The following is an 18,985-nucleotide window of genomic DNA, read 5'->3' on the forward strand; positions in this document are numbered from 1 at the left end:
CGTCCTGCATTTGCTCTGTTTGCATCGAATAGGTGTCGAGCTGCCCATCCGGTCTGGGACGGCCGAGACGACAGGATCGGGGTCCCCAATCAGTCCGAACCGTTTCAATGTTGATACAGGCTCTGCGCTGCCGAAGTTTTCGGTCGTTGTCCAATGTGTTCGATGGCCCACTTATGAAATGATTTCACAGACAGTTCGATGGGCTAAGCGACTTGAAAACATATTGTTTTCTCCCAACAATGCACCATTCGTATTGCGCGTAGTTTTCTCTTCGATCGCATTCGCGAGCCACAGAAAGCGCGAGCGCATACGCCCACAGTGAGCGCAGTCGGAATTGACCAATAAAAGGCTTGGACCATGTATCTTTTGAGTCGGGGGGCAGGCGCAAGCGACGGTGACAGCTCTGCGCTCGATTGGCTAACAGCGCGGCGCCTGGTGTTCTGCAGCTACGCGGCTTTCATCTCGTACGTCGGATTCGTGGCGACATGGGCATGGGTAACGCACGGGTTCACCGGGACCGATGCTGGGCGACCAGGCTTGGATTTTTCGATCTTTTGGACCGCATCACATCTCATGCGCCATGAGTCACCGGCCCTGGTGTACGACCACCAAGCATTCGTGAAGGCGACGGTAACACTCTTTGGCGGCTTCGCGAACGAGTATGGTATGCCGTGGCTCTACCCTCCTGCTTTTCTGGTCGGCATCGCGCCTCTCTCGCTGCTGCCATTCCCAATCTCCTATATTGCATTTGTCAGCGGAAGCGTAGTCCTATTCGTAGTAGCGGCGCTCTCGGTGTCTCGACTCGGCAGAAGCGTTCAAGACCCGCGGCTTGCAGCGTTGTTCGTCGCGGCATTGCCATGCGTGTTCGTGACCGCGATCATCGGCCAGAATTCTCTGTTGACTGCGGCACTCGCTGCCTCTGCAGTGCGCTGGCTCGCCGCCAAGCCCGTGCTGGCGGGAATCTGCATTGGCCTACTGGCAATCAAGCCGCAGATGGCCATCGTATTCCCGTTCGTGCTCATTGCGGCTCAAGCCTGGAGAACTTTCGCCGCCGCGGCGCTAAGTGGACTTGCGTTCACAACGCTTGGCGCTCTGACCTGCGGCGCTCGATCGTTCCACGCTTTTCTCGTGAACGCGAGCGTCATGCGCAGCGCGACGCTCGAGCATGGGCAACATTTCTGGATGTCTTCGCCGTCGCCATTTTCTGCACTGCGCAGCGCCGGAATCCCGGTCACTCTTTCCTATGTGGTGCACGGCATGATCGCGATCGTTGCGATAGCGGCCGCCTGCCAAGTCTGGAGACGGTCGAGCGACATGCGGCTTCGTGCTTCGATGCTCGCTGCATCGACCTTGATTGTCAATCCATACGTGTGGCACTATGAATTGGCGTGGCTCGGTATTGCACTCGCTTGCGTCACGGCGTGCGGGATCAACGGTAGGTGGTATCTCGGCGAGCAGGGCATTTTGGTTGCCGGGTGGTTGCTTCCGGTCTACGAGCATTTCAATCGCGTAGCGAAATTGCCGCAGATCGGGCCAGCGGTGGTGCTGCTAACCATGTTGGTCATATTGCGGCGTGTGCGGATGGTTGCTGGGGTGAAGCTATGAGCTCACGCGGGCGAAGCGGCGTGCTGGAGGCACCAGCACCCGCGCAAAAACGGGGGCTGGGGAGTCGCCTCTCTGGGGCGATACATTGGCTCAACGACGATCGGCTGCGGTTCTACTCAGCGGGTACGCTGCTTTGCTATGTCCTGTGGTTAGCAATCTATTACTACAAGGCAGTCTGGCATCCCCACGAGTACATCAGTCCCCTCGCTATCGATTTCCTGCCATTCTGGAGCTCGTCGTATCTGGCTCTCCATGGTCATGCGATTGACGCTTACTCTCTTGGAATCCTGGAAAGAATTGAGAGCGGTGCGATATCGCATTCGGTCGGTATTTTGCCGTGGCTCTATCCACCCACCTTCCTTCTTTTTGTTTATCCTTTTGCGCTGCTCCCGTGGAAGCTAGCCGCGGTCGCCTTTCTCGGCAGCACGTATGTCTTGTTCGTCAGGATCGTCCACGTGATGATTCCCCGGCGCGAAGCTGTGCTTGTCGCCATGGCGTTCCCCGGCGCTGCTCTCGTGGTGGTCTCTGGGCAAAATGGCCTGTTGACAGCATCGTTCGCTGCGCTTGGTCTTCTTCTGCTCCCGAGGCGTCCACTGGTTGCGGGTATCTTTTTCGGTTTGCTTTCCATGAAGCCGCAACTTGCGGTGCTGTTTCCGCTCGCGTTGCTTTCCTCGCGCTCATGGCGAGCGCTCGCGTCATTTGCGCTGACAGCCGCGTCGATGCTTGCGGTATCTGTGATTGCTTTTGGAACGGATACGCTGGTGGCATTCCTCCATAACATGGGTACGATTACGGGCTATGTCGAGTCCGGGCAAGCGGCGCTGCCTCGTATTCCAACCGTGTTTTCGCTCGGGACGTTGGCGCATTTGCCCAAGACGGTGGCGTATGCCGGCCAAGCCGTGTCCGCCGTCCTGGCCGCTGCGGCGGTCTGTCATGCATGGGGAAGAGAGTCGCCATACGCATTGCGCGCGGCAACGCTTGTCTGCGCGTCCCTCATGGTCAGCCCTTACTTGTTTGACTATGACCTGGCATGGTATGGCGTCATCATCGCCTGGTATGTCAAGTACGCAGTGCAACATGGTTGGAAACGCGGCGAAAGAGAATGGCTCGTATTGCTCTGGCTCGCACCATTTGCCGGAATCTTCGCGGTGGATCGTATCCACATCCAGTTCATGCCGTTCGTCTCCGCGATTACAGTCTGGATGCTGGCGAGGCGCATCGCGACGGAAAGGCGCGATCCTGTGGGGCGCCAAGAAGATACCGTATCGGAAAAAAGGGCGCTAGGAGCCACTCCAGCAGGAGCGGGCGAATCGTGACGGAGCATGCGCAAGAATTCGTCATGCCCGGTGCCGCGCGCCGAGGCCAATGCGGCGGTCGCCGCGATGATAGTAACGGGGGAAATCATGTCCAGGGAAATCGACAGGCCGCTCGTGTCGCTCGTTATTCCTTTTTATAACGAGTCCGTCACTGTTGAACGTTTCTTCGAAAAAATGGAACCGGTGCTCGAGTCGATCGAATCGGTCATTTTCGAGCTCATCTGCGTCAATGACGGAAGCACTGACGGAACGCTCGATAAGCTGTTGATAGCCAGTGATAGGGACTCACGCGTACGTGTCATCGACTTTTCCCGCAACTTCGGCAAGGAGGCTGCGTTGACGGCCGGGCTCGACGAAGCATCCGGCGATGCTGTGATTCCGATCGACGCCGATCTTCAGGATCCCCCGAGCTTGATTGCCGTCATGATCGAACACTGGTTCGACGGCGCGGAGGTAGTCGCGGCCAAGCGGAGCAGCCGGGCCTGCGATACGTTTTTGAAGCGTACGACGGCAGGGCTTTACTATCGCATCCACAACGCACTTTCCGAGGTAAAGCTGCCCGAGAACGTCGGGGACTTTCGCTTGATGGACCGCGCAGTCGTCAATGCGTTGCGGAGCCTTCCCGAACGGAGGAGATTCATGAAAGGGCTCTTCGCGTGGGTCGGCTTTAAAACCGTCATCATCGAATATGAGCGAGAGCCTCGCAGCGCGGGGCACTCGAAATTCTCCGGGTGGCGGCTCTGGAACTTCGCGCTCGAAGGAATTACGAGCTTCAGTACCGTTCCGTTGCGCAGTTGGACATACATCGGCCTCGCTATTGCACTGCTGTCGTTCTTCTACGGGGCTTTTATCATCGGACGCACGCTGGTATTCGGCAATCCCGTTCCAGGATACGCGTCACTCCTTTCTATCATGCTCTTCCTCGGCGGCATTGAATTGATTGGTGTCGGTGTGGTCGGCGAGTACGTGGGCCGGATCTACGATGAGACAAAAGAGCGCCCTGTCTATGTCGTCCGCCGCCGATATCCGGTCGGGCGGAATGTCAATAACTTTGAAGCCGCGCACGCCCGCCGGCGGGCGTCGCATGTCTCTCGCATCGACGCTTCGCGCGGGACTTCGGCGTCACGCATCCGGGCAGTGGGTCGTTAGGGACGCACGGATCTGTGAATCGTGCGCGGCAGTATTTGGTTGCGTGGCCAGGTGGCGGTACAAGACCATTGTCATAAGTGAAATCAGCACCGCGGGTGTAAGTTGCCACGGAAAAAGATCCACCCAACGCGTAAAAGTCCCTTGGAGCGGCATTAGCGAAGCGGCAATCAACGCCATCCATTCGATCGGAGTTGGCTTCTTCGCCTTTGCATCGCGCATGATGAGCAGTGTTGGGATCACAAGCCAGGCCACCTCATAGAACATGACATATGGTGGAACCAGCATTGTGGCAATCACTAAAGCTGATGCCCGCAGTTCGAACCGCGCATGTCGAATCCAAAGATACGCCATCACCATGACAGCGGGAGCGGCAACCAACCCGTGAACCAAATACGATGTGGCGACAGACAGCCCGTTGAGTCTGCAGGCCGCAAATACTGTCAGGGTAGCGGTCCACACCCAGGTGCCTTGCTCGACGTAGGATCCGTTGAACTTTGACAAATGCGTGGCGAATTGAGTCCACGCGTGAATGCCGAACACTGCCGCGCTCGCGACAACGATTGAGAACGTCCAAACGGCAGACCATGCGAGCACCTTCCAATATCTGCCGCAGATCAATGCGAGCGGGAAAAGCAGGCCGAGCTGCGGCTTGACGATAAGACTGGCGATACAAGCGCCGGCCAATACGGCGTTGGACTGGAGGAGGGCGAGCGCGACGCCAGCGGCCGCTGCCGTGAACAGAGAGTTTTGGCCGGCCAGTAACGCGATCGACATGGCTGGGTTTGCACCCAGGAGGAGCAAATGCTTGCGGGCGAATCCGGGGGCGATGGTTGCCTGCATGACTACAAACGCGGATATGCCCAATACGCAAAACGATGCATAGGCAACAGGATAAGGTAGGAGACCAACCGGGGCGATCGCCAGCAAGAAGGTAGGGGGATAGGGCAGCTGAGAAACGGTTCCATGGAGAGCGAGTCGCGCCGCTAACCAGAACTCGTGAAAGTCCCATCCGGGCACCTGCATATTGGGCGCATGCAGTATAAAAGACCGGATGAACCACACAACTGGCAGGAACCACTGCGTGAGCAGGACGAGCCACACGCAGATGAATAAACATCCCGTTGTCTGTCGATGGCTGCCCGATTCCGAGGTGAGCTCCATTCGTCACTCCGCTCTTTCCAGGTTGCGAAGAATCCGTCGAGCGGCATCAGCCGATCGGCAGTCAATGCTATGAACTTCACCTCGAGCAATGTGTGTCCGTCCTCACGTTGAAGCTGAAATGGCCATCATCACAGCATGACTCGGCGATCAGGCCGTTCGATTTTGCGACAGATTGGACGGCGGAAAAGTGACGCGTGTATAGAGGTTTCGGGCGCTCGTCGCCTTGTGGAAAGCGGCTGCAAGCTGTCAGCAACTCGGCATAACCGCGCGCCGACGGGAAATTCCTGTCTCACAGTTGCGACACTCTTGTCGAATGTTGGCTTTGCTCGGATGAAAAAACCCCTATCTGCCTCCTGCATTCCTTTGCCAGCGGGATTGAAAGGGGTGATGGTGTGCAATTTGCTGATTTTTGGCTCGGCGGCACAGGGCGAAGCACCTGTCATTGATCGCTGCCGGTGATTTGCGGAAAAACCTCGTCGAAAGGTGGCGCATGAAAGCCGTAATTCTCGCGGGAGGCCTTGGGACACGCTTGATGGAAGAAACCACGGTGAAGCCGAAGCCGATGGTTGAAATCGGGGGAAAGCCAATCCTTTGGCACATCATGAAGATCTATGCCGCGCATGGCATTCGCGATTTCGTTGTCTGCGCCGGCTACAAGGGATACATGATCAAGGAGTATTTTGCCAACTACCGGCTCCACAACGCGGATGTGACCTTCGACATCGCCAATGGCCGCATGGAGGTTCATCATCAGACGGCGGAACCTTGGCGTGTCACGGTCGTCGATACGGGTGACGCGACGATGACGGGGGGGCGTCTAAAGCGAGTGCGTCGTTACCTGGGCAACGAAGATTTCTGCATGACCTATGGCGATGGGATTGGAGACATCGACGTCTCTGCGCTGATTCGGTTTCATCGGACCCATGGCCGCTACGCGACCGTCACTGCCGCCCAGCCGCCCGGACGTTTTGGGGCGATCAACGTCGAAGGTGACACGGTTGTTTCATTCAAGGAAAAACCGCTCGGCGACGGGAGTTGGGTAAATGCGGGTTTCTTCGTATTGAAACCGCTAGTGCTCGATTACATCGCTGGGGACCACGTTTTCTGGGAGCAGGAACCGATCGAGCGGATCTCGCAGGAAAGACAACTGCGTGTGCATTTTCATCGGGGCTTCTGGCAGCCGATGGACACGTTGCGGGACAAGACACAGCTCGAGGACCTCTGGAGTCGGGGCGCCGCACCGTGGAAAGGCTGGGCATCGTAATGGATGGGGGGGCGAATCGAATGACCGCTAACGCGAAGACGCAAAATGCAAGTCTGGAGGGGGTGCGCGGCGCGGCCGCTTTGCTGGTCGTCCTGTACCACGCAGGGGCGCGGGTGCCGTCTGCGATTGGGAACAGTTACCTCGCCGTCGATCTGTTTTTCGTCTTGAGCGGCTTCGTCATTTGCGGCGCATACGGCGCGCTGTCCAATAGTGCGGGCCTTCGAACTTTCGTCATTCGCCGATTCGGCCGTCTTTGGCCGGTCCATATCGCCGCGGCATTGCTATGGACGGCGACGGTCAATCTCTCGCATATCGTCGAGACCGGAACCAGTCTGGGCGTACCGTCGTTGAACCATACCGTTGCGATCTTAACATTCACGCAAGGCTTGAACCTGTTCCCCTATCTCATCGGAACTAAAGTTGCGTGGTCAGCAGGCGACGAATTCTATGTCTGCGTCGTCTTCGGTCTTCTATGTCTGACGCTGCACGGCAGGGCACGCGTTGCTGGCTTTGCCGCGCTGGCTGCGGCCGGTTACGTTATCGCGGTGTGGGCGTCGGTCGCCGGAGAAGATTGCCTGCACCGTGGTAGTTGCTTGTCACTCACATATAGCTATGGATGGGCGCGTGCGCTCGCCGGTTTTTTTCTCGGGGCGATAGTCGCAGAGTGCAAGGACATGCCGGCATTGCGCGGCGTAACGCGCCGCGTTCCGCAATGCCTAGCCGCTCTGGCCGTCTCGCTGCTCTTATCGCTCGCGGGGTACGCGTACTCGCTGGCGCTCGCTGCGCCGTTGGTGTTCACCGTTTTTGTCGCCTCGCTGCGGACCGACTGCGGGCCTGTCGCACGATTCTTTCACGAGCGCAGCTTTCAATATTTGGGAAAAATTTCTTACTCGCTGTATTTAGGGCATGCAGTCCTTGGGCCTTTTTACATCGTCGAAATGGATACGGCGGGGTTGGGACTGATCGGGAGGGGTGTATGCCTTGCGCTGTTTCTCGCCGCGTCGATTGCGCTAGCGCACCTGCTCAATCGCTTCGTTGAGGTACCGTTCCGCGAGCGGTTCAGGGCTTGGTCGGTGACTGACGTCGACCGCATGTCATACATACACCGTCCCAACTAATGTATTTTTGCATTGCTTAATAAATAGATGAAGTCGTTCATTGCTGGATCCCGGGGGGCAATATGAATTCGGTTTCAAGTGCATTTGGCGCGGGACGATCAATAGCTCGCGCTTTAGTCGAGCTGTTGCAATTGCTTGGCGCGGACGCGAACTTGGTCGCCGTAGTCGCCGCTGATCGGCGAAACAACACGCAACTTGAGCGTCTTCGCAGCCGTGTCGCTCTGCCGTGGAAAGGTTGAGCGCCATGACTTCGTCGAGCTTTTGGCATGGCCGCCGCGTATTCCTCAGCGGGCACACGGGATTCAAGGGATCCTGGCTTGCCTTATGGCTGAGCTATCTGGGCGCGCGTACGACAGGCTATGCGCTCCCTGCACCAACGGTACCGAATCTCTACGAGCTTGCTGCCGTCGGCGATCGTCTGACTTCAGTGCTCGGGGATATCAATGATCTAGACCACCTGAGCGCAGCGATGAAAGCGGCGGAGCCGGAGGTTGTATTTCATCTCGCGGCTCAGGCGCTCGTGCGGGAAGGCTATGCGCACCCGGCTGCAACGTTTGCGACAAATGTGATGGGAACGGTCAACGTCCTCGAGGCGGTGCGCCGCGTTCCATCTGTGAAGTCGGTGATCGTTGTCACGAGCGATAAGTGCTATCGGGATCAACCGTCGGAAGGTGGCTGTCGTGAAACTGATGCGCTGGGCGGCCAAGACCCGTACAGCGCGAGCAAGGCGGCTGCGGAGCTCGTTAGCCTCGCATACCGATCGTCGTTCTTCGAAGACAATGCACGGATTGTGACGGTCCGAGCTGGCAATGTCATCGGCGGCGGCGATTTTGCGCGCGATCGGCTGTTACCTGACATCGTTCGCGCAGTAGAGCATCGAGCAGAACTCGAAATCCGCTATCCGGATGCAATCAGGCCGTGGCAATTCGTTCTGGAGCCGTTGCGCGGGTATCTGGAGCTTGCCGAGCGCGCGTCGTCGAATGAAGCGGGGGTGGCGGGGGCTTGGAACTTCGGACCTGATGAAGCGGGCGCTCAGACAGTGAGGGAGGTCGTTCGTGGATTCGTCGATGCGTGCGCACCTTATCAACCGCCCGAGATCCATTTCGGTGCGAGCAGGCCGCAATACGACGAAGCGATGTTGTTAAAGCTCGATACCGCGAAGGCGCGGGCACAACTCGGATGGCGCCCGCTGGTTGATTTCAACGCCACGCTCGCTATGACTGCGGAGTGGTATCGCGCGTATTTCGAGCGATCGGACATGTGCGCAGTTTCGGAGCGTCAGCTGGAGCGCTACCTTGACAACGTGGGGCAGTGCGGCGCGCTTTCCGGAAGGGGGATCGCATGATCGAACAGATTCGGCTTCGACGCGAAATACTCACTTTGGTCGAACGATACGCCCAACTGAGCTGTGCGCCGGAACCTTTCGCGCCGGGATTGACCGGGATCCCGCCGTCCGGGAAGGTGATCGGCGCAGCTGAATTGAAGAATATGGTTGAAGCGTCGCTCGACGGCTGGCTGACGACGGGACGCTTCAATGACCGATTCGAGGCCGAGCTTGCTGTCGTGCTTGGCGTGCCGTACGTGTCGACCGTTAATTCCGGTTCGTCGGCGAATCTGCTGGCCTTCTCGGCGCTCACTTCCCCGCGACTTGGCGAACGAGCGATTCGACCAGGCGATGAAGTAATTGGTGTCGCCGCCGCATTTCCGACGACGATCAACCCGATTCTCCAATTCGGCGCGGTGCCTGTTTTTGTTGATATCGATATCCCGACTTACAACGTCGACCCGGCGCTTCTTGAAGCTGCGATTTCGCCCAAGACCAGGGCAATTATGCTCGCGCATACCCTTGGCAATCCATATAACCTCGAGATCGTGACAGCGATATGCCGCAAATACGGTTTGTGGCTGATCGAGGATTGTTGCGATGCGCTCGGCGCAACGTTCCAAGGGCAGCGGGTTGGGACGTTTGGCGACATCGGCACGTTGAGCTTCTACCCTGCACATCACATTACGATGGGCGAGGGAGGGGCCGTGTTCACGCGCAACGCCGAATTGAAGGCTATCGTCGACTCGTTTCGCGATTGGGGCCGTGACTGCTATTGTGCGCCGGGTGCTGACAACACCTGCGGAAAGCGCTTTTGCTGGAGGCTCGGCGATCTGCCAGCGGGTTACGATCATAAGTACACCTACGCGCATCTCGGCTACAACTTGAAGATCACCGATATGCAGGCGGCCTGCGCGCTGGCGCAGCTCGACCGGCTCGAAGGGTTCGTAGCCAGGCGCCGTAGGAACTATGCCTTCCTTCGGGAGCGGCTCTCGGCATGTGAATCGGTCTTGATCCTTCCCGAGCCGACGCCGGGCAGTGAGCCTTCCTGGTTTGGTTTCCCTCTGACGCTGCGCGATGACGCGCCCGTCAACCGCGCGGACCTGCTGTCTTATCTCACGCAGCAAAAGATCGGCACGCGTCTGCTATTTGCCGGCAACCTGATCAAGCAGCCATATATGGCGGGACGCACCTATCGTGTGGCGTCCGCGTTGAGCCGAACCGACATCGTGATGCATCGCACGTTCTGGATCGGCGTCTACCCGGGCCTTACCGAAGAAATGCTGGACTATGCTGCGCATGCAATCGAGCAGTTCCTGGGAATCGCATTTTAACCATACGGGGACTGGCCATGGCGAGGACACAATATACGAGCCTAATTGCTGAAGACCTCGCCCCATTGGTCGGAAGCAGCGAATCGCTCTGGGCAGAACTCGATGGCGCACACGTCTTGATCACCGGAGGGACGGGCTTCGTGGGCTGCTGGCTTCTCGAAGCCGTGCTTTGGGCGCGCTCGCACCATCAGGTAGACGTGCGCATCGATGTCCTCGCACGGCGCCCTGAGCGGCTATATATTGTCGCCCCACATATCGCCGCCGATCCATCTGTCCGCCTCGTACGCGGCGACATTCGCACCGGCGACCTGCCGTCGGGGGCGCAAGCCCACGCGATCAATGGAGATCGAAGCGGCCGCGTTGCAAGCGCGTACACGCATGTCATTCATGCAGCGACCGAGACGAATGTCGCGCTCGATAATCCACCACCATTCGATGTCTTCGATGCGAGCTTAACGGGGACCCGTCATGTCCTCGAGCTTTGCCGGCGTGACGCCGTTCGGCGTTTTTTGCTCGTGAGCTCGGGCGCAGTTTACGGGCGCAACCACTCGCTCGGGCGCCCAGTGAATGAAGATGATCCGATTGCAGGTGTGCGAGGCGATATCGCGGGAGCTTATGCACTAGGCAAGGCAACGGCGGAATTCCTCGGGATTTCGTTCGGGGCCGAATACGGTTTCGCCGCTGTCGCGGCGCGTTGCTTTTCCTTCGTCGGGCCGTACCTGCCCCTTGATTCGGGATTCGCCGTCGGCAACTTCATTCGCGATTCGCTCGAAGGTCGATCGATCGTAGTGAATGGGGATGGGACGCCTGTGCGCGCATATCTTTACGGCGCGGACATGGCGCTCTGGCTTTGGACCATGCTGCTGCGCGGCCAGCGCGGCGACATCTATAACGTCGGGTCGGACCGATCGCTTTCGATACGCGAACTGGCGATGCAAGTCGCACGCGTCGTAGCGGACGAACTTGCTTCACGCGAGAAACCTGTCATCGTGAGAGCGCGGCCGACGGGATATTCCGCGGAACTCTTCGTTCCTGACATCCGGCGCGCTCGAGAGCGGCTCGCACTTGAAGTACGCACCCCTCTCGATGAGGCTATCCGCCGAACAGCGCGCTGGGCGCTGGCAGCCTCCCGAAACGCGAGACAGCGCACTCGTGCGTATTCCGCGTTGGCGTGTCCGGCAGATCTTAAGTTGCGAGGCTAGTTCATGAAGGTTTCCGACTACGTCATCGAGTGTCTCGCCCGGCAGGGGGTACGTGCGGTGTTTACTGTAACCGGCGGCGGAATCATGCATCTCGTCGATTCGCTAGGCCGAAGCGATTCGGTGGACTATGTCTGCAACTATCATGAGCAGGCGTGCGCGATCGCCGCGGAATCGTATGCGCGCGCAACGGGTCGCCCGGGTGTCTGCCTCGTTACCACCGGGCCGGGCAGCACGAATGCTTTGTCCGCAATCGCGGGTGCATGGGTCGATTCAGTGCCGGTTGTCGTCATTTCCGGACAAGTCCGGCGAGATCTAATCGCCGACTACCGCACCATGCGGCAGATGGGCCCGCAAGAAATCAACATCATCGATATGGCCCGACCTGTGACGAAATACGCCGTGACGATTACCGATCCGGCTGCAATCGATGCAGAGTTGGAGCGCGCCTTCCACATCGCGACCAGTGGCCGTCCGGGGCCAGTCTGGCTCAATCTTCCTCTCGACGTTCAAGGAGCGCAAATCGATGTCCCATTGCCTTGCAAATTTGCGCGAGCACAGGGCGCCGCCCCCGCCGAAGAGCAAGTGGATCACATACTGCAGGTTCTCGGCCAAGCATCCCGGCCCGTGCTGGTACTTGGCAACGGCGTCCATTTGGCGGGCGCTGAATCCCAAGCGCGCAAGCTAGTGGACCGCCTGGGGATCCCGGTCCTCACGACGCTCGGCGGAATGGATCTCATCGAGGATGATCATCCGCTGTTCGTCGGCCGTTTCGGTCCGAGCGGGCAGCGCCACGCGAACTTCGTCGTCCAGACTTGCAGCTTCATGCTGACAATAGGGGCGAGCATGTCGGTCACGAACATCGGTTTCAACACGGAGTCGTTTTCGCCGCAGTCGGTGAAGGCGGTAGTCAATGCCGACATCGAGGAAATTCGCAAGATGCGCCCGGTCCCGGACCTCGCTATAGCCGCAGATGCCGGGAGCTTCATCGATGCGTTGCTTGTGGCGTGCCCTGATCCGCTCACCCGCTCGGATCCCGAGTGGCTGGCCGCCTGCCGCGAATGGAAGATGCGCTATCCGTTGGTTCCCGTCGAACATCGAGCGGATCGAGAATATGTGAGTAGCTACGTCTTCGTCGATCGTCTGTCGGATTATCTGGCTTCGGACGATCTGGTGGTGACCGGCAACGCGCTCGACGCTGTTTCCGTTATTCAGGCTTTCAAGGTCAAATTGGGCCAGCGCGTCTATACAAACATCAATTTCGGAGCGATGGGCTGGGACTTGCCTGCAGCCGTTGGCGCAGCGGTCGCTCGTCGGCGTTCCGGCGCGCCTACAAGGACGATTCTCGTTACCGGAGATGGCAGTTTCCAATTCAACGTGCAGGAGTTGATGACGATTGGGCTGCATCGCCTCGACGTCAAGATCTTCGTATTGAATAACGACGGCTACCAGTCGATCCGCCACACGCAAGGCAGCCATTTTGCGGGTTTTCTCGTTGGGTCCGACTCGAGCTCGGGTATTGGTAACCCGCGCTTCGAAAAGCTTGCCGAGGCGTACGGACTCGCCTATGCGCAAATCAGGACGCATGCGGACCTCGATGCAGGTATTGAGCAGTGCCTCGCAGTGACGGGGCCGGTAGTGTGCGAACTGAATGTCTCTCCGCTGCAGCCGCGTATTCCGCGCATGATGGCGCGGCGCGGCGAGGATGGGCGGATGGAATCAACAGGGCTCGAAGACATGTACCCTTTTCTGCCGAAGGAAGAGGTTGAATCCAATCTTCGGCGGTTTACAGAGGCTTCGGTCATGGCGGGAGAAAAATGAACGTCGCCATACTCGGCTCAACGGGGCTTCTCGGACAGGCGCTTATGCGGGCTGCGCAATGCCGTGGTGTCGATGCGATCGGACTGGCACGCCACGGCGCCAATGCCGTGGACGCGACGCAGCCAGCCGATTTGCGAAAGATGCTCGACGCCGTTCGTCCTGGACTCATCGTGAATGCGGCCGCGCAGGTGGCTCTTGCTGCCTGCGAACACAACCCAGAGGCTGCCTATCTCGTCAATGCTGGTTTGCCGGCGACCTTGACGGATTACTGCAACGCGAATGGCGTGCGGCTATGCCATATCTCCACCGACCACTATTTCACCGGTGACGGCGATCGATTGCATACAGAGGAGGACGAAGTGCGCATCCTCAACCAATACGCCAGAGGCAAATATGCCGGCGAAGTTTTCGCGCTTAGATGCGCGGGAAGCCTGGTCATCAGGACGAACATCGTCGGCTACCGTGGATGGGCGGGGCGCCCGACATTTGTCGAATGGGCGATCGCGGCACTGAGCTTGGGCGGCGACATCACATTGTTTCGAGACTTCTACACGTCGAGCATTAGCGCATCGCGATTGGCGGAAGTGCTGTTTGATCTGGTCGAGCGCGGCGCGACGGGGTTACTTAATGTCGCAGCACGCGAAGTGTCGAGCAAGGCGGACTTCATTGGTGCCCTTGCGCACGAACTCGCGTTGTCGCTCGATAACTGCCGCGTGGGCAGTGTGCGGACACTCAAAGGCGTCCGCCGTGCCGAGAGCCTTGGCCTTGACGTCACACGGGCCGAGCGCGTACTCGGGTATGAATTGCCCACGGCGTCATCTGTCATTCGATCCTTAGCAGAGGACCACCGGAGCCAATATCATGAAGTATGACAGTTCAGTCATTGTCAATCGAACAGAAATTGCGATCGACAAGCCCTCATATTTTGTGGCCGACATCGCGTCGAATCACGACGGGGATCTCGAGCGTGCTAAAGCCCTGATATGGCTCGCGAAACAGGCCGGTGCGGACGCCGTCAAATTTCAGCATTTCAAGGCCGAGAAAATCGTAAGCGATGTCGGATTCCGGAGCCTCGGTGGTCAGGCGAGTCACCAGGCTGCGTGGAACAAACCGGTGTTCGACATTTTTCGCGAGAACGAGTGCAATCGGGAGTGGAATGGCGAACTCGTGGCGACGGCTGCGGCCGCAGGCATCGCATTCATGACGACACCCTACGACGTCGAAGCAGTCGAGCAGCTTGATCCGCACCTGCCCGCGTACAAGATCGGGTCTGGTGACATAACGTGGACCGAGTTTATCGAATATGTTGCCTCCCGTGGCAAGCCTGTCTTTGTCGCGACCGGTGCCAGCGACATGGGAGACGTCGAACGCGCAGTCGGAGCGGTGTTAAAGCGCAACAGGCAACTCGTGTTAATGCAATGCAATACGAATTACACGGGCTCGCTCGACAACTTCCGTTATATCAATCTGCGAGTGTTGCAAAGCTATGCGACCAAATATCCGGGCATGATTCTTGGGCTATCCGATCACTCGCCGGGTCACGCAACCGTTCTTGGCGCCATCGCACTTGGCGCCAGGGTGATCGAAAAGCACTTCACTGATGACTGTTCGAGAGTCGGCCCCGACCATGGATTTTCGATGAACCCCACTACTTGGCGTGAAATGGTGGACCGGAGTCGCGAGCTCGAGGCATCGCTTGGTGACGGCATTAAGCGGATAGAAGCTAACGAACGAGAGACGGCCGTGCTCCAGCAGAGATGTCTGCGGCTGTTGCGCGACGCCGCAGCGGGCGAGGTATTGAGTGAGCGCGATCTCGAGGTATTGCGCCCGGCGCCGCTTGGCGCGCTGAAGCCGTATGAAACGGGCAGTGCGATCGGAGCGCGCCTAGCCGTTTCCCGAAAGCGCGGCGAGGCGCTGATGCTTTCCGATTTGGAGGCGCAATGATTCAAGGAAGACATACAGGGCTAAGAGCGATCGAGGAATCCGACTTGCTTCAGTTGCTGGCATGGCGCAATCAGCCCGATTTGCGTCGGTACTTTCGCGAGTATCGTGAGCTAAACAGTACGCAACAGCGGATGTGGTTCGACAAAAGCGTCAACTCGGATCCGCATACGCGAATGTTCGCGATCGTCGAATTGTCGACCTACCGTCTCCTTGGCGCGTGCGGTCTTTGCTACATCGATTGGGTCAATCGCACCGCCGATTTCTCGCTCTATATCGGCGAGGGCGGGCTCTATGTCGATGAGACTTTCGCCCCCGACGCAGCGCGCGTCATGATCGACTATGCATTCAGGGAACTCGGTCTACATCGCTTGTGGGCCGAGATCTATTCGTTTGATTCCAAGAAGAAATGGCTGTTCGAAGCACTGCAGTTTCACCTTGATGGAAGACACCGGGAGACTCACTGGACTGGGGGACGCTGGCACGATTCGTTGTTCTTCAGCCTCCTCAGTACCGATCCCCTTGCAAGCTGAATTCCTCCGTACCTTGATGCCCAATACGCTCGCCTAACCGACCACGGAGCGACACAATGAAAAACTCGTCTTACTTGAACAACAAGTCCGTCCTGGTGACCGGTGGCACCGGCACGTTTGGCCGCGCGTTCATCAAGCGTCTGTTTGAGCACTACGAACCACGGGAAGTCGTGGTTTTCAGCCGCGACGAATTCAAACAGTTCGAGATGGGGCAGACCTTCTCGCCGAGCCGTTACCCTGTGCGCTATTTCATCGGCGATATTCGCGACCGGGAGCGACTGCTGCGAGCGTTCAATGGTATCGACGTCGTAGTGCACGCAGCCGCACTCAAACAGGTGCCCGCTCTCGAAGCCAATCCGATGGAAGCGATAAAGACTAACATCATTGGCGCGCAGAACATCATCGAAGCGGCGCTTGATCGAAACGTCAAGCGAGTGATAGGCATCTCGACCGACAAGGCGGTGAGCCCGACGAACCTCTATGGCGCGACGAAGCTGGCGATGGAGAAACTGCTTGTCGCCGCGAACACGTATACGCGCTATCGGGACGTGAGATTCAACGTCGTTCGTTATGGGAACGTCAAGGGGAGTCGTGGGAGCGTCATTCCGTTCTGGTCCGACCTTGTCCGGCGGGGTGAAACGGCTCTTCCAATTACCGACCCGAGAATGACGCGTTTTCTTATCGATCTTGAGGAGGGTATCGATCTTGTGGTGCGCGCGGTGGATCAAGCCGAGCCCGGAGAGATACTGGTCCCCAAGATCCCGAGTATCAGGATGATCGATCTCCTCAAAGCGTTTCCCGGCTCCCCGCAGCCTCGAATTGTGGGGGTTCGACCCGGAGAAAAGGTGCACGAAGTGCTAATCAGCGAGGACGAAGGGCGGCACACTTACGATTTGGGCTCTCATTTCGTGATCTTGCCAGAGTTCGACGAGCGGCGCGCACAGCGACGCGCCGTGAAGATCGGACGCGCCATGCCGGAAGGCTTTACATACAGCAGCGAAAACAACGATACCTGGCTCGAACACGAAGAGCTCTCAGAAATGATTCATGATCTCGGCGACTTCGGAAACGCTGTCGCAACGGTGCCTCGCGCGGTGCAGACAAACCCAAGCCACCTTCATCAGGCAGTCTTGCGCGCGTCGCCAATCAAGGCAATGTCGAGATGATTGGTCGGAGACCGCTGCCGCAGAGCGCGGGCGGCAGCGGAGATATAGTCAGTCAGCAGCGCGATCGCGGACCTGCCGACGGACAATTTTCAACAGCCCATGAACTCGCTTGGGCACGCCGCTCGTCTCAGGTTCCGGTAAAGCGAGCTTCTCTGCTAGCGCTCTTTTTGTCGGTGACGGCGGACAGTTGTACGGCCAATCTTCCTCGATCGAAATTGATCCGCTCTTTCTCCACAACGATAGGCCGCCGGACCGTATGGGTCACGAGGAGCCCGACATACTCGCCGAGAAGCCCGAGCAATAGAAAGAGAATGCCGAGAAAGAAGAACAGCGCGACCGCGAGGGGCGCCACTCCCATTTGAAATTGATCCCAATCGACCAGCTTGCGTGCAAAGTAGTATAAACCGGTGAGGAAGCTCAGTGCACTCATCGCGACGCCCATCACGGTGGCGAGGCGCAGCGGCGCTTTTGAGTGACTCACGATGCCAAGCAGCGCATTGTCGAGATAGACGGGTAACGTTCCTTTCGAGAACCCGTGCTTGCGGACTGGCTTGTCAAACGGGATTTCCGCGCGTGCATAGCCGATCTCGCAGATGAGTCCGCGAAAATACGGGTAGGGGTCCTCGATATCGCGCAGAATGTCCACTACAGCCCTGTCGTAAAGGCCGAAGCCGGTGAAGTTCGGCACTTGCTCCACGTCTGAAATGCATGTGATGAGCGAGTAGTAACCCTTGCGGATCCAAGGCATTAGCCCGCGCTCTTCGTGCTTTTGCCTGACCGCGATCGCGATCCTGAAACCGTCTTCCCACTTGCGTATGAACTCGGGGATGAGCTCCGGCGGGTCTTCGAGGTCCGAGGCCATGCCAATGACCGCGTCGCCTGTTGCCTGAAGGAGCGCGTAGTAGGGAGAGCGGATATGTCCGAAGTTGCGGACGTTGACGATCGCCTTGAGACGCGGATCCCGCGCGGCGATGGCCCGGATTACGTCGATCGTTCCGTCGGTGGACGCATTGTCGATCAGCAGGATTTCGTAGTCATACTGGGGAAACTGAAGCATGGCAGCAGTGATGCGCCCATGCAGCTCGGCAATGTTGTCGCGCTCGTTATAGCATCCCGCGACGATGGTGATCAGCTTTTTGTCGTTCATTTTCCCCCCGTACCTTCTTGAAAGTGAACTGGTCATGGCCAATAAAGGAAACGGCCACGCTTATCGTCAGAACCAACATTTGAGCGAACCAGAAAGGGACGCCCAAGGCATCGACAAGAAGCCATAGGGCGACGGTAGCGACCAGCATCGTGCTGCCATAGACCGCGTAACAACGCAAATACTCGCGCAGCCATGGCTCGCGCGATTTGAACACGAACAGCCGATGCAAAAAAAACGCCTCGGTGATGCAAACTACGTTTGCGAGCAAACAGATGGCAAAGAGCTGTTGCTGCGTATGCAACGCGTAGTACAAGCCGACGTTCACGCAATAGCCGAACGCCGTGTTGACACCGCCCACCAGCAAATAGCGCAGGGTCTTGACGCGTGTCCGCAGGAATGCGCTCAGCAAGGCTGCCACGTTATTTCCCATGTCGTCGATTGCATTACGAGCGAGGATCTGAAGCTTGTATGTCGACCGGCACACGCACCATGTCTGAACGTCGTCCCGATGCATTGCTGATTATGCTTAAGCCCCGCGCCCGCTGACGGTGTTCGATCCAGAGCAGCCATGATCGAGATGGACGCGACAGTCGGTCGACGTTTTACCCTCAGCAGTTCGCTGCCGTCGCTTCATGCGAGCGGCAGCGAACGCGAAGGACCCTCCCCGTAGGTCATGCAGTTCGCCATTTCACCTTGGCCTCGATGGGCTCTTCTAATGGCTGTTGTATGTGTTACGGTCGCCGACTTCCGCCGGGCAAGCTTCGCAAGCCCTATGCCAATCGCTGTGGAAGCCTTCGGTTTCAAGGGAGTGGGTGGCGACAAGGCGGGTGTCGAGCCTCCGGATGTCCGAATTGTCGCAACGTTGCGACAAAACGGGGCGGCTGTCGGACGGTCATCGAGCATCCCT

16 protein-coding genes are annotated in these 18,985 nt (G+C 58.2%); 13 read left to right on the plus strand and 3 right to left on the minus strand.

The window, feature by feature from the left end; all coding sequences use genetic code 11:
* Nucleotides 1–357: 357 nt before the first annotated feature.
* The 3 genes from AB4Y31_RS25355 to AB4Y31_RS25365 all read left to right on the plus strand — a co-directional run bounded on the left by AB4Y31_RS25355 (nucleotide 358) and on the right by AB4Y31_RS25365 (nucleotide 4,070).
* Nucleotides 358–1,605 (plus strand): glycosyltransferase family 87 protein, encoded by a 1,248-nt coding sequence (locus AB4Y31_RS25355; RefSeq protein WP_368676392.1) that lies wholly within the window; start codon nucleotides 358–360, stop codon nucleotides 1,603–1,605.
* Nucleotides 1,602–2,921 carry a glycosyltransferase family 87 protein gene (locus AB4Y31_RS25360; RefSeq protein ID WP_368676393.1) on the plus strand — a complete coding sequence of 440 codons (1,320 nt, stop codon included), beginning with the start codon at nucleotides 1,602–1,604 and terminating at the stop codon, nucleotides 2,919–2,921. Before AB4Y31_RS25355 ends, AB4Y31_RS25360 begins: the two co-directional genes overlap by 4 nt.
* 87 nt (nucleotides 2,922–3,008) lie before the next feature.
* Complete coding sequence (locus AB4Y31_RS25365; RefSeq protein ID WP_368676394.1) at nucleotides 3,009–4,070, plus strand: glycosyltransferase family 2 protein; 1,062 nt, start codon at nucleotides 3,009–3,011, stop codon at nucleotides 4,068–4,070.
* Here AB4Y31_RS25365 and AB4Y31_RS25370 read toward each other — a convergent pair.
* Complete coding sequence (locus tag AB4Y31_RS25370; RefSeq protein ID WP_368676395.1) at nucleotides 4,044–5,231, minus strand: glycosyltransferase family 87 protein; 1,188 nt, start codon at nucleotides 5,229–5,231, stop codon at nucleotides 4,044–4,046. The genes AB4Y31_RS25365 and AB4Y31_RS25370 overlap by 27 nt on opposite strands.
* Before the next feature lie 490 nt (nucleotides 5,232–5,721).
* On the opposite strand from AB4Y31_RS25370, the gene rfbF reads away from it, so the two are divergent.
* The 10 genes from rfbF to pseB all read left to right on the plus strand — a co-directional run bounded on the left by rfbF (nucleotide 5,722) and on the right by pseB (nucleotide 16,931).
* Nucleotides 5,722–6,495 (plus strand): glucose-1-phosphate cytidylyltransferase, encoded by a 774-nt coding sequence (gene rfbF / locus AB4Y31_RS25375; protein WP_368676396.1) that lies wholly within the window; start codon nucleotides 5,722–5,724, stop codon nucleotides 6,493–6,495.
* Between the two features lie 20 nt (nucleotides 6,496–6,515).
* On the plus strand, nucleotides 6,516–7,613 hold the full coding sequence (locus AB4Y31_RS25380; RefSeq protein WP_368676397.1) for an acyltransferase family protein: 1,098 nt from the start codon (nucleotides 6,516–6,518) through the stop codon (nucleotides 7,611–7,613).
* A gap of 244 nt (nucleotides 7,614–7,857) precedes the next feature.
* The gene (gene rfbG / locus AB4Y31_RS25385; protein WP_368676398.1) at nucleotides 7,858–8,958 is read left to right on the plus strand and encodes a CDP-glucose 4,6-dehydratase; all 1,101 of its coding nucleotides are present in this window, start codon (nucleotides 7,858–7,860) and stop codon (nucleotides 8,956–8,958) included.
* Nucleotides 8,955–10,271 (plus strand): lipopolysaccharide biosynthesis protein RfbH, encoded by a 1,317-nt coding sequence (gene rfbH, locus AB4Y31_RS25390; protein ID WP_368676399.1) that lies wholly within the window; start codon nucleotides 8,955–8,957, stop codon nucleotides 10,269–10,271. The genes rfbG and rfbH overlap by 4 nt, the downstream gene beginning before the upstream one ends.
* 17 nt (nucleotides 10,272–10,288) lie before the next feature.
* A complete protein-coding gene (locus tag AB4Y31_RS25395) occupies nucleotides 10,289–11,473 on the plus strand; it encodes an NAD-dependent epimerase/dehydratase family protein (protein WP_368676400.1) in 1,185 nt (394 codons plus the stop codon).
* A 3-nt stretch (nucleotides 11,474–11,476) separates the two neighbouring features.
* Nucleotides 11,477–13,291 carry a thiamine pyrophosphate-binding protein gene (locus AB4Y31_RS25400; RefSeq protein WP_368676401.1) on the plus strand — a complete coding sequence of 605 codons (1,815 nt, stop codon included), beginning with the start codon at nucleotides 11,477–11,479 and terminating at the stop codon, nucleotides 13,289–13,291.
* Nucleotides 13,288–14,163: an NAD(P)-dependent oxidoreductase gene (locus tag AB4Y31_RS25405; RefSeq protein WP_368676402.1), complete on the plus strand. Its 876-nt coding sequence runs from the start codon at nucleotides 13,288–13,290 to the stop codon at nucleotides 14,161–14,163. Before AB4Y31_RS25400 ends, AB4Y31_RS25405 begins: the two co-directional genes overlap by 4 nt.
* Entirely contained in the window at nucleotides 14,153–15,235 is a 1,083-nt protein-coding gene (locus AB4Y31_RS25410; RefSeq protein WP_368676403.1) for an N-acetylneuraminate synthase family protein, read from the plus strand. Before AB4Y31_RS25405 ends, AB4Y31_RS25410 begins: the two co-directional genes overlap by 11 nt.
* On the plus strand, nucleotides 15,232–15,765 hold the full coding sequence (locus AB4Y31_RS25415) for a GNAT family N-acetyltransferase (RefSeq protein WP_368676404.1): 534 nt from the start codon (nucleotides 15,232–15,234) through the stop codon (nucleotides 15,763–15,765). Before AB4Y31_RS25410 ends, AB4Y31_RS25415 begins: the two co-directional genes overlap by 4 nt.
* Before the next feature lie 56 nt (nucleotides 15,766–15,821).
* Nucleotides 15,822–16,931 carry a UDP-N-acetylglucosamine 4,6-dehydratase (inverting) gene (gene pseB / locus AB4Y31_RS25420; RefSeq protein ID WP_368676405.1) on the plus strand — a complete coding sequence of 370 codons (1,110 nt, stop codon included), beginning with the start codon at nucleotides 15,822–15,824 and terminating at the stop codon, nucleotides 16,929–16,931.
* Between the two features lie 127 nt (nucleotides 16,932–17,058).
* On the opposite strand, the gene AB4Y31_RS25425 is transcribed toward pseB, so the two are convergent.
* The gene (locus AB4Y31_RS25425) at nucleotides 17,059–18,078 is read right to left on the minus strand and encodes a glycosyltransferase family 2 protein (RefSeq protein WP_368676406.1); all 1,020 of its coding nucleotides are present in this window, start codon (nucleotides 18,076–18,078) and stop codon (nucleotides 17,059–17,061) included.
* Nucleotides 18,035–18,496, minus strand: a complete 462-nt coding sequence (locus AB4Y31_RS25430; RefSeq protein ID WP_368676407.1) for a GtrA family protein — start codon at nucleotides 18,494–18,496, stop codon at nucleotides 18,035–18,037. The genes AB4Y31_RS25425 and AB4Y31_RS25430 overlap by 44 nt, the downstream gene beginning before the upstream one ends.
* Nucleotides 18,497–18,985: the final 489 nt, after the last annotated feature.

It is taken from the genome of Trinickia sp. EG282A (assembly GCF_040965455.1).
Classification (GTDB): domain Bacteria; phylum Pseudomonadota; class Gammaproteobacteria; order Burkholderiales; family Burkholderiaceae; genus Trinickia; species Trinickia symbiotica.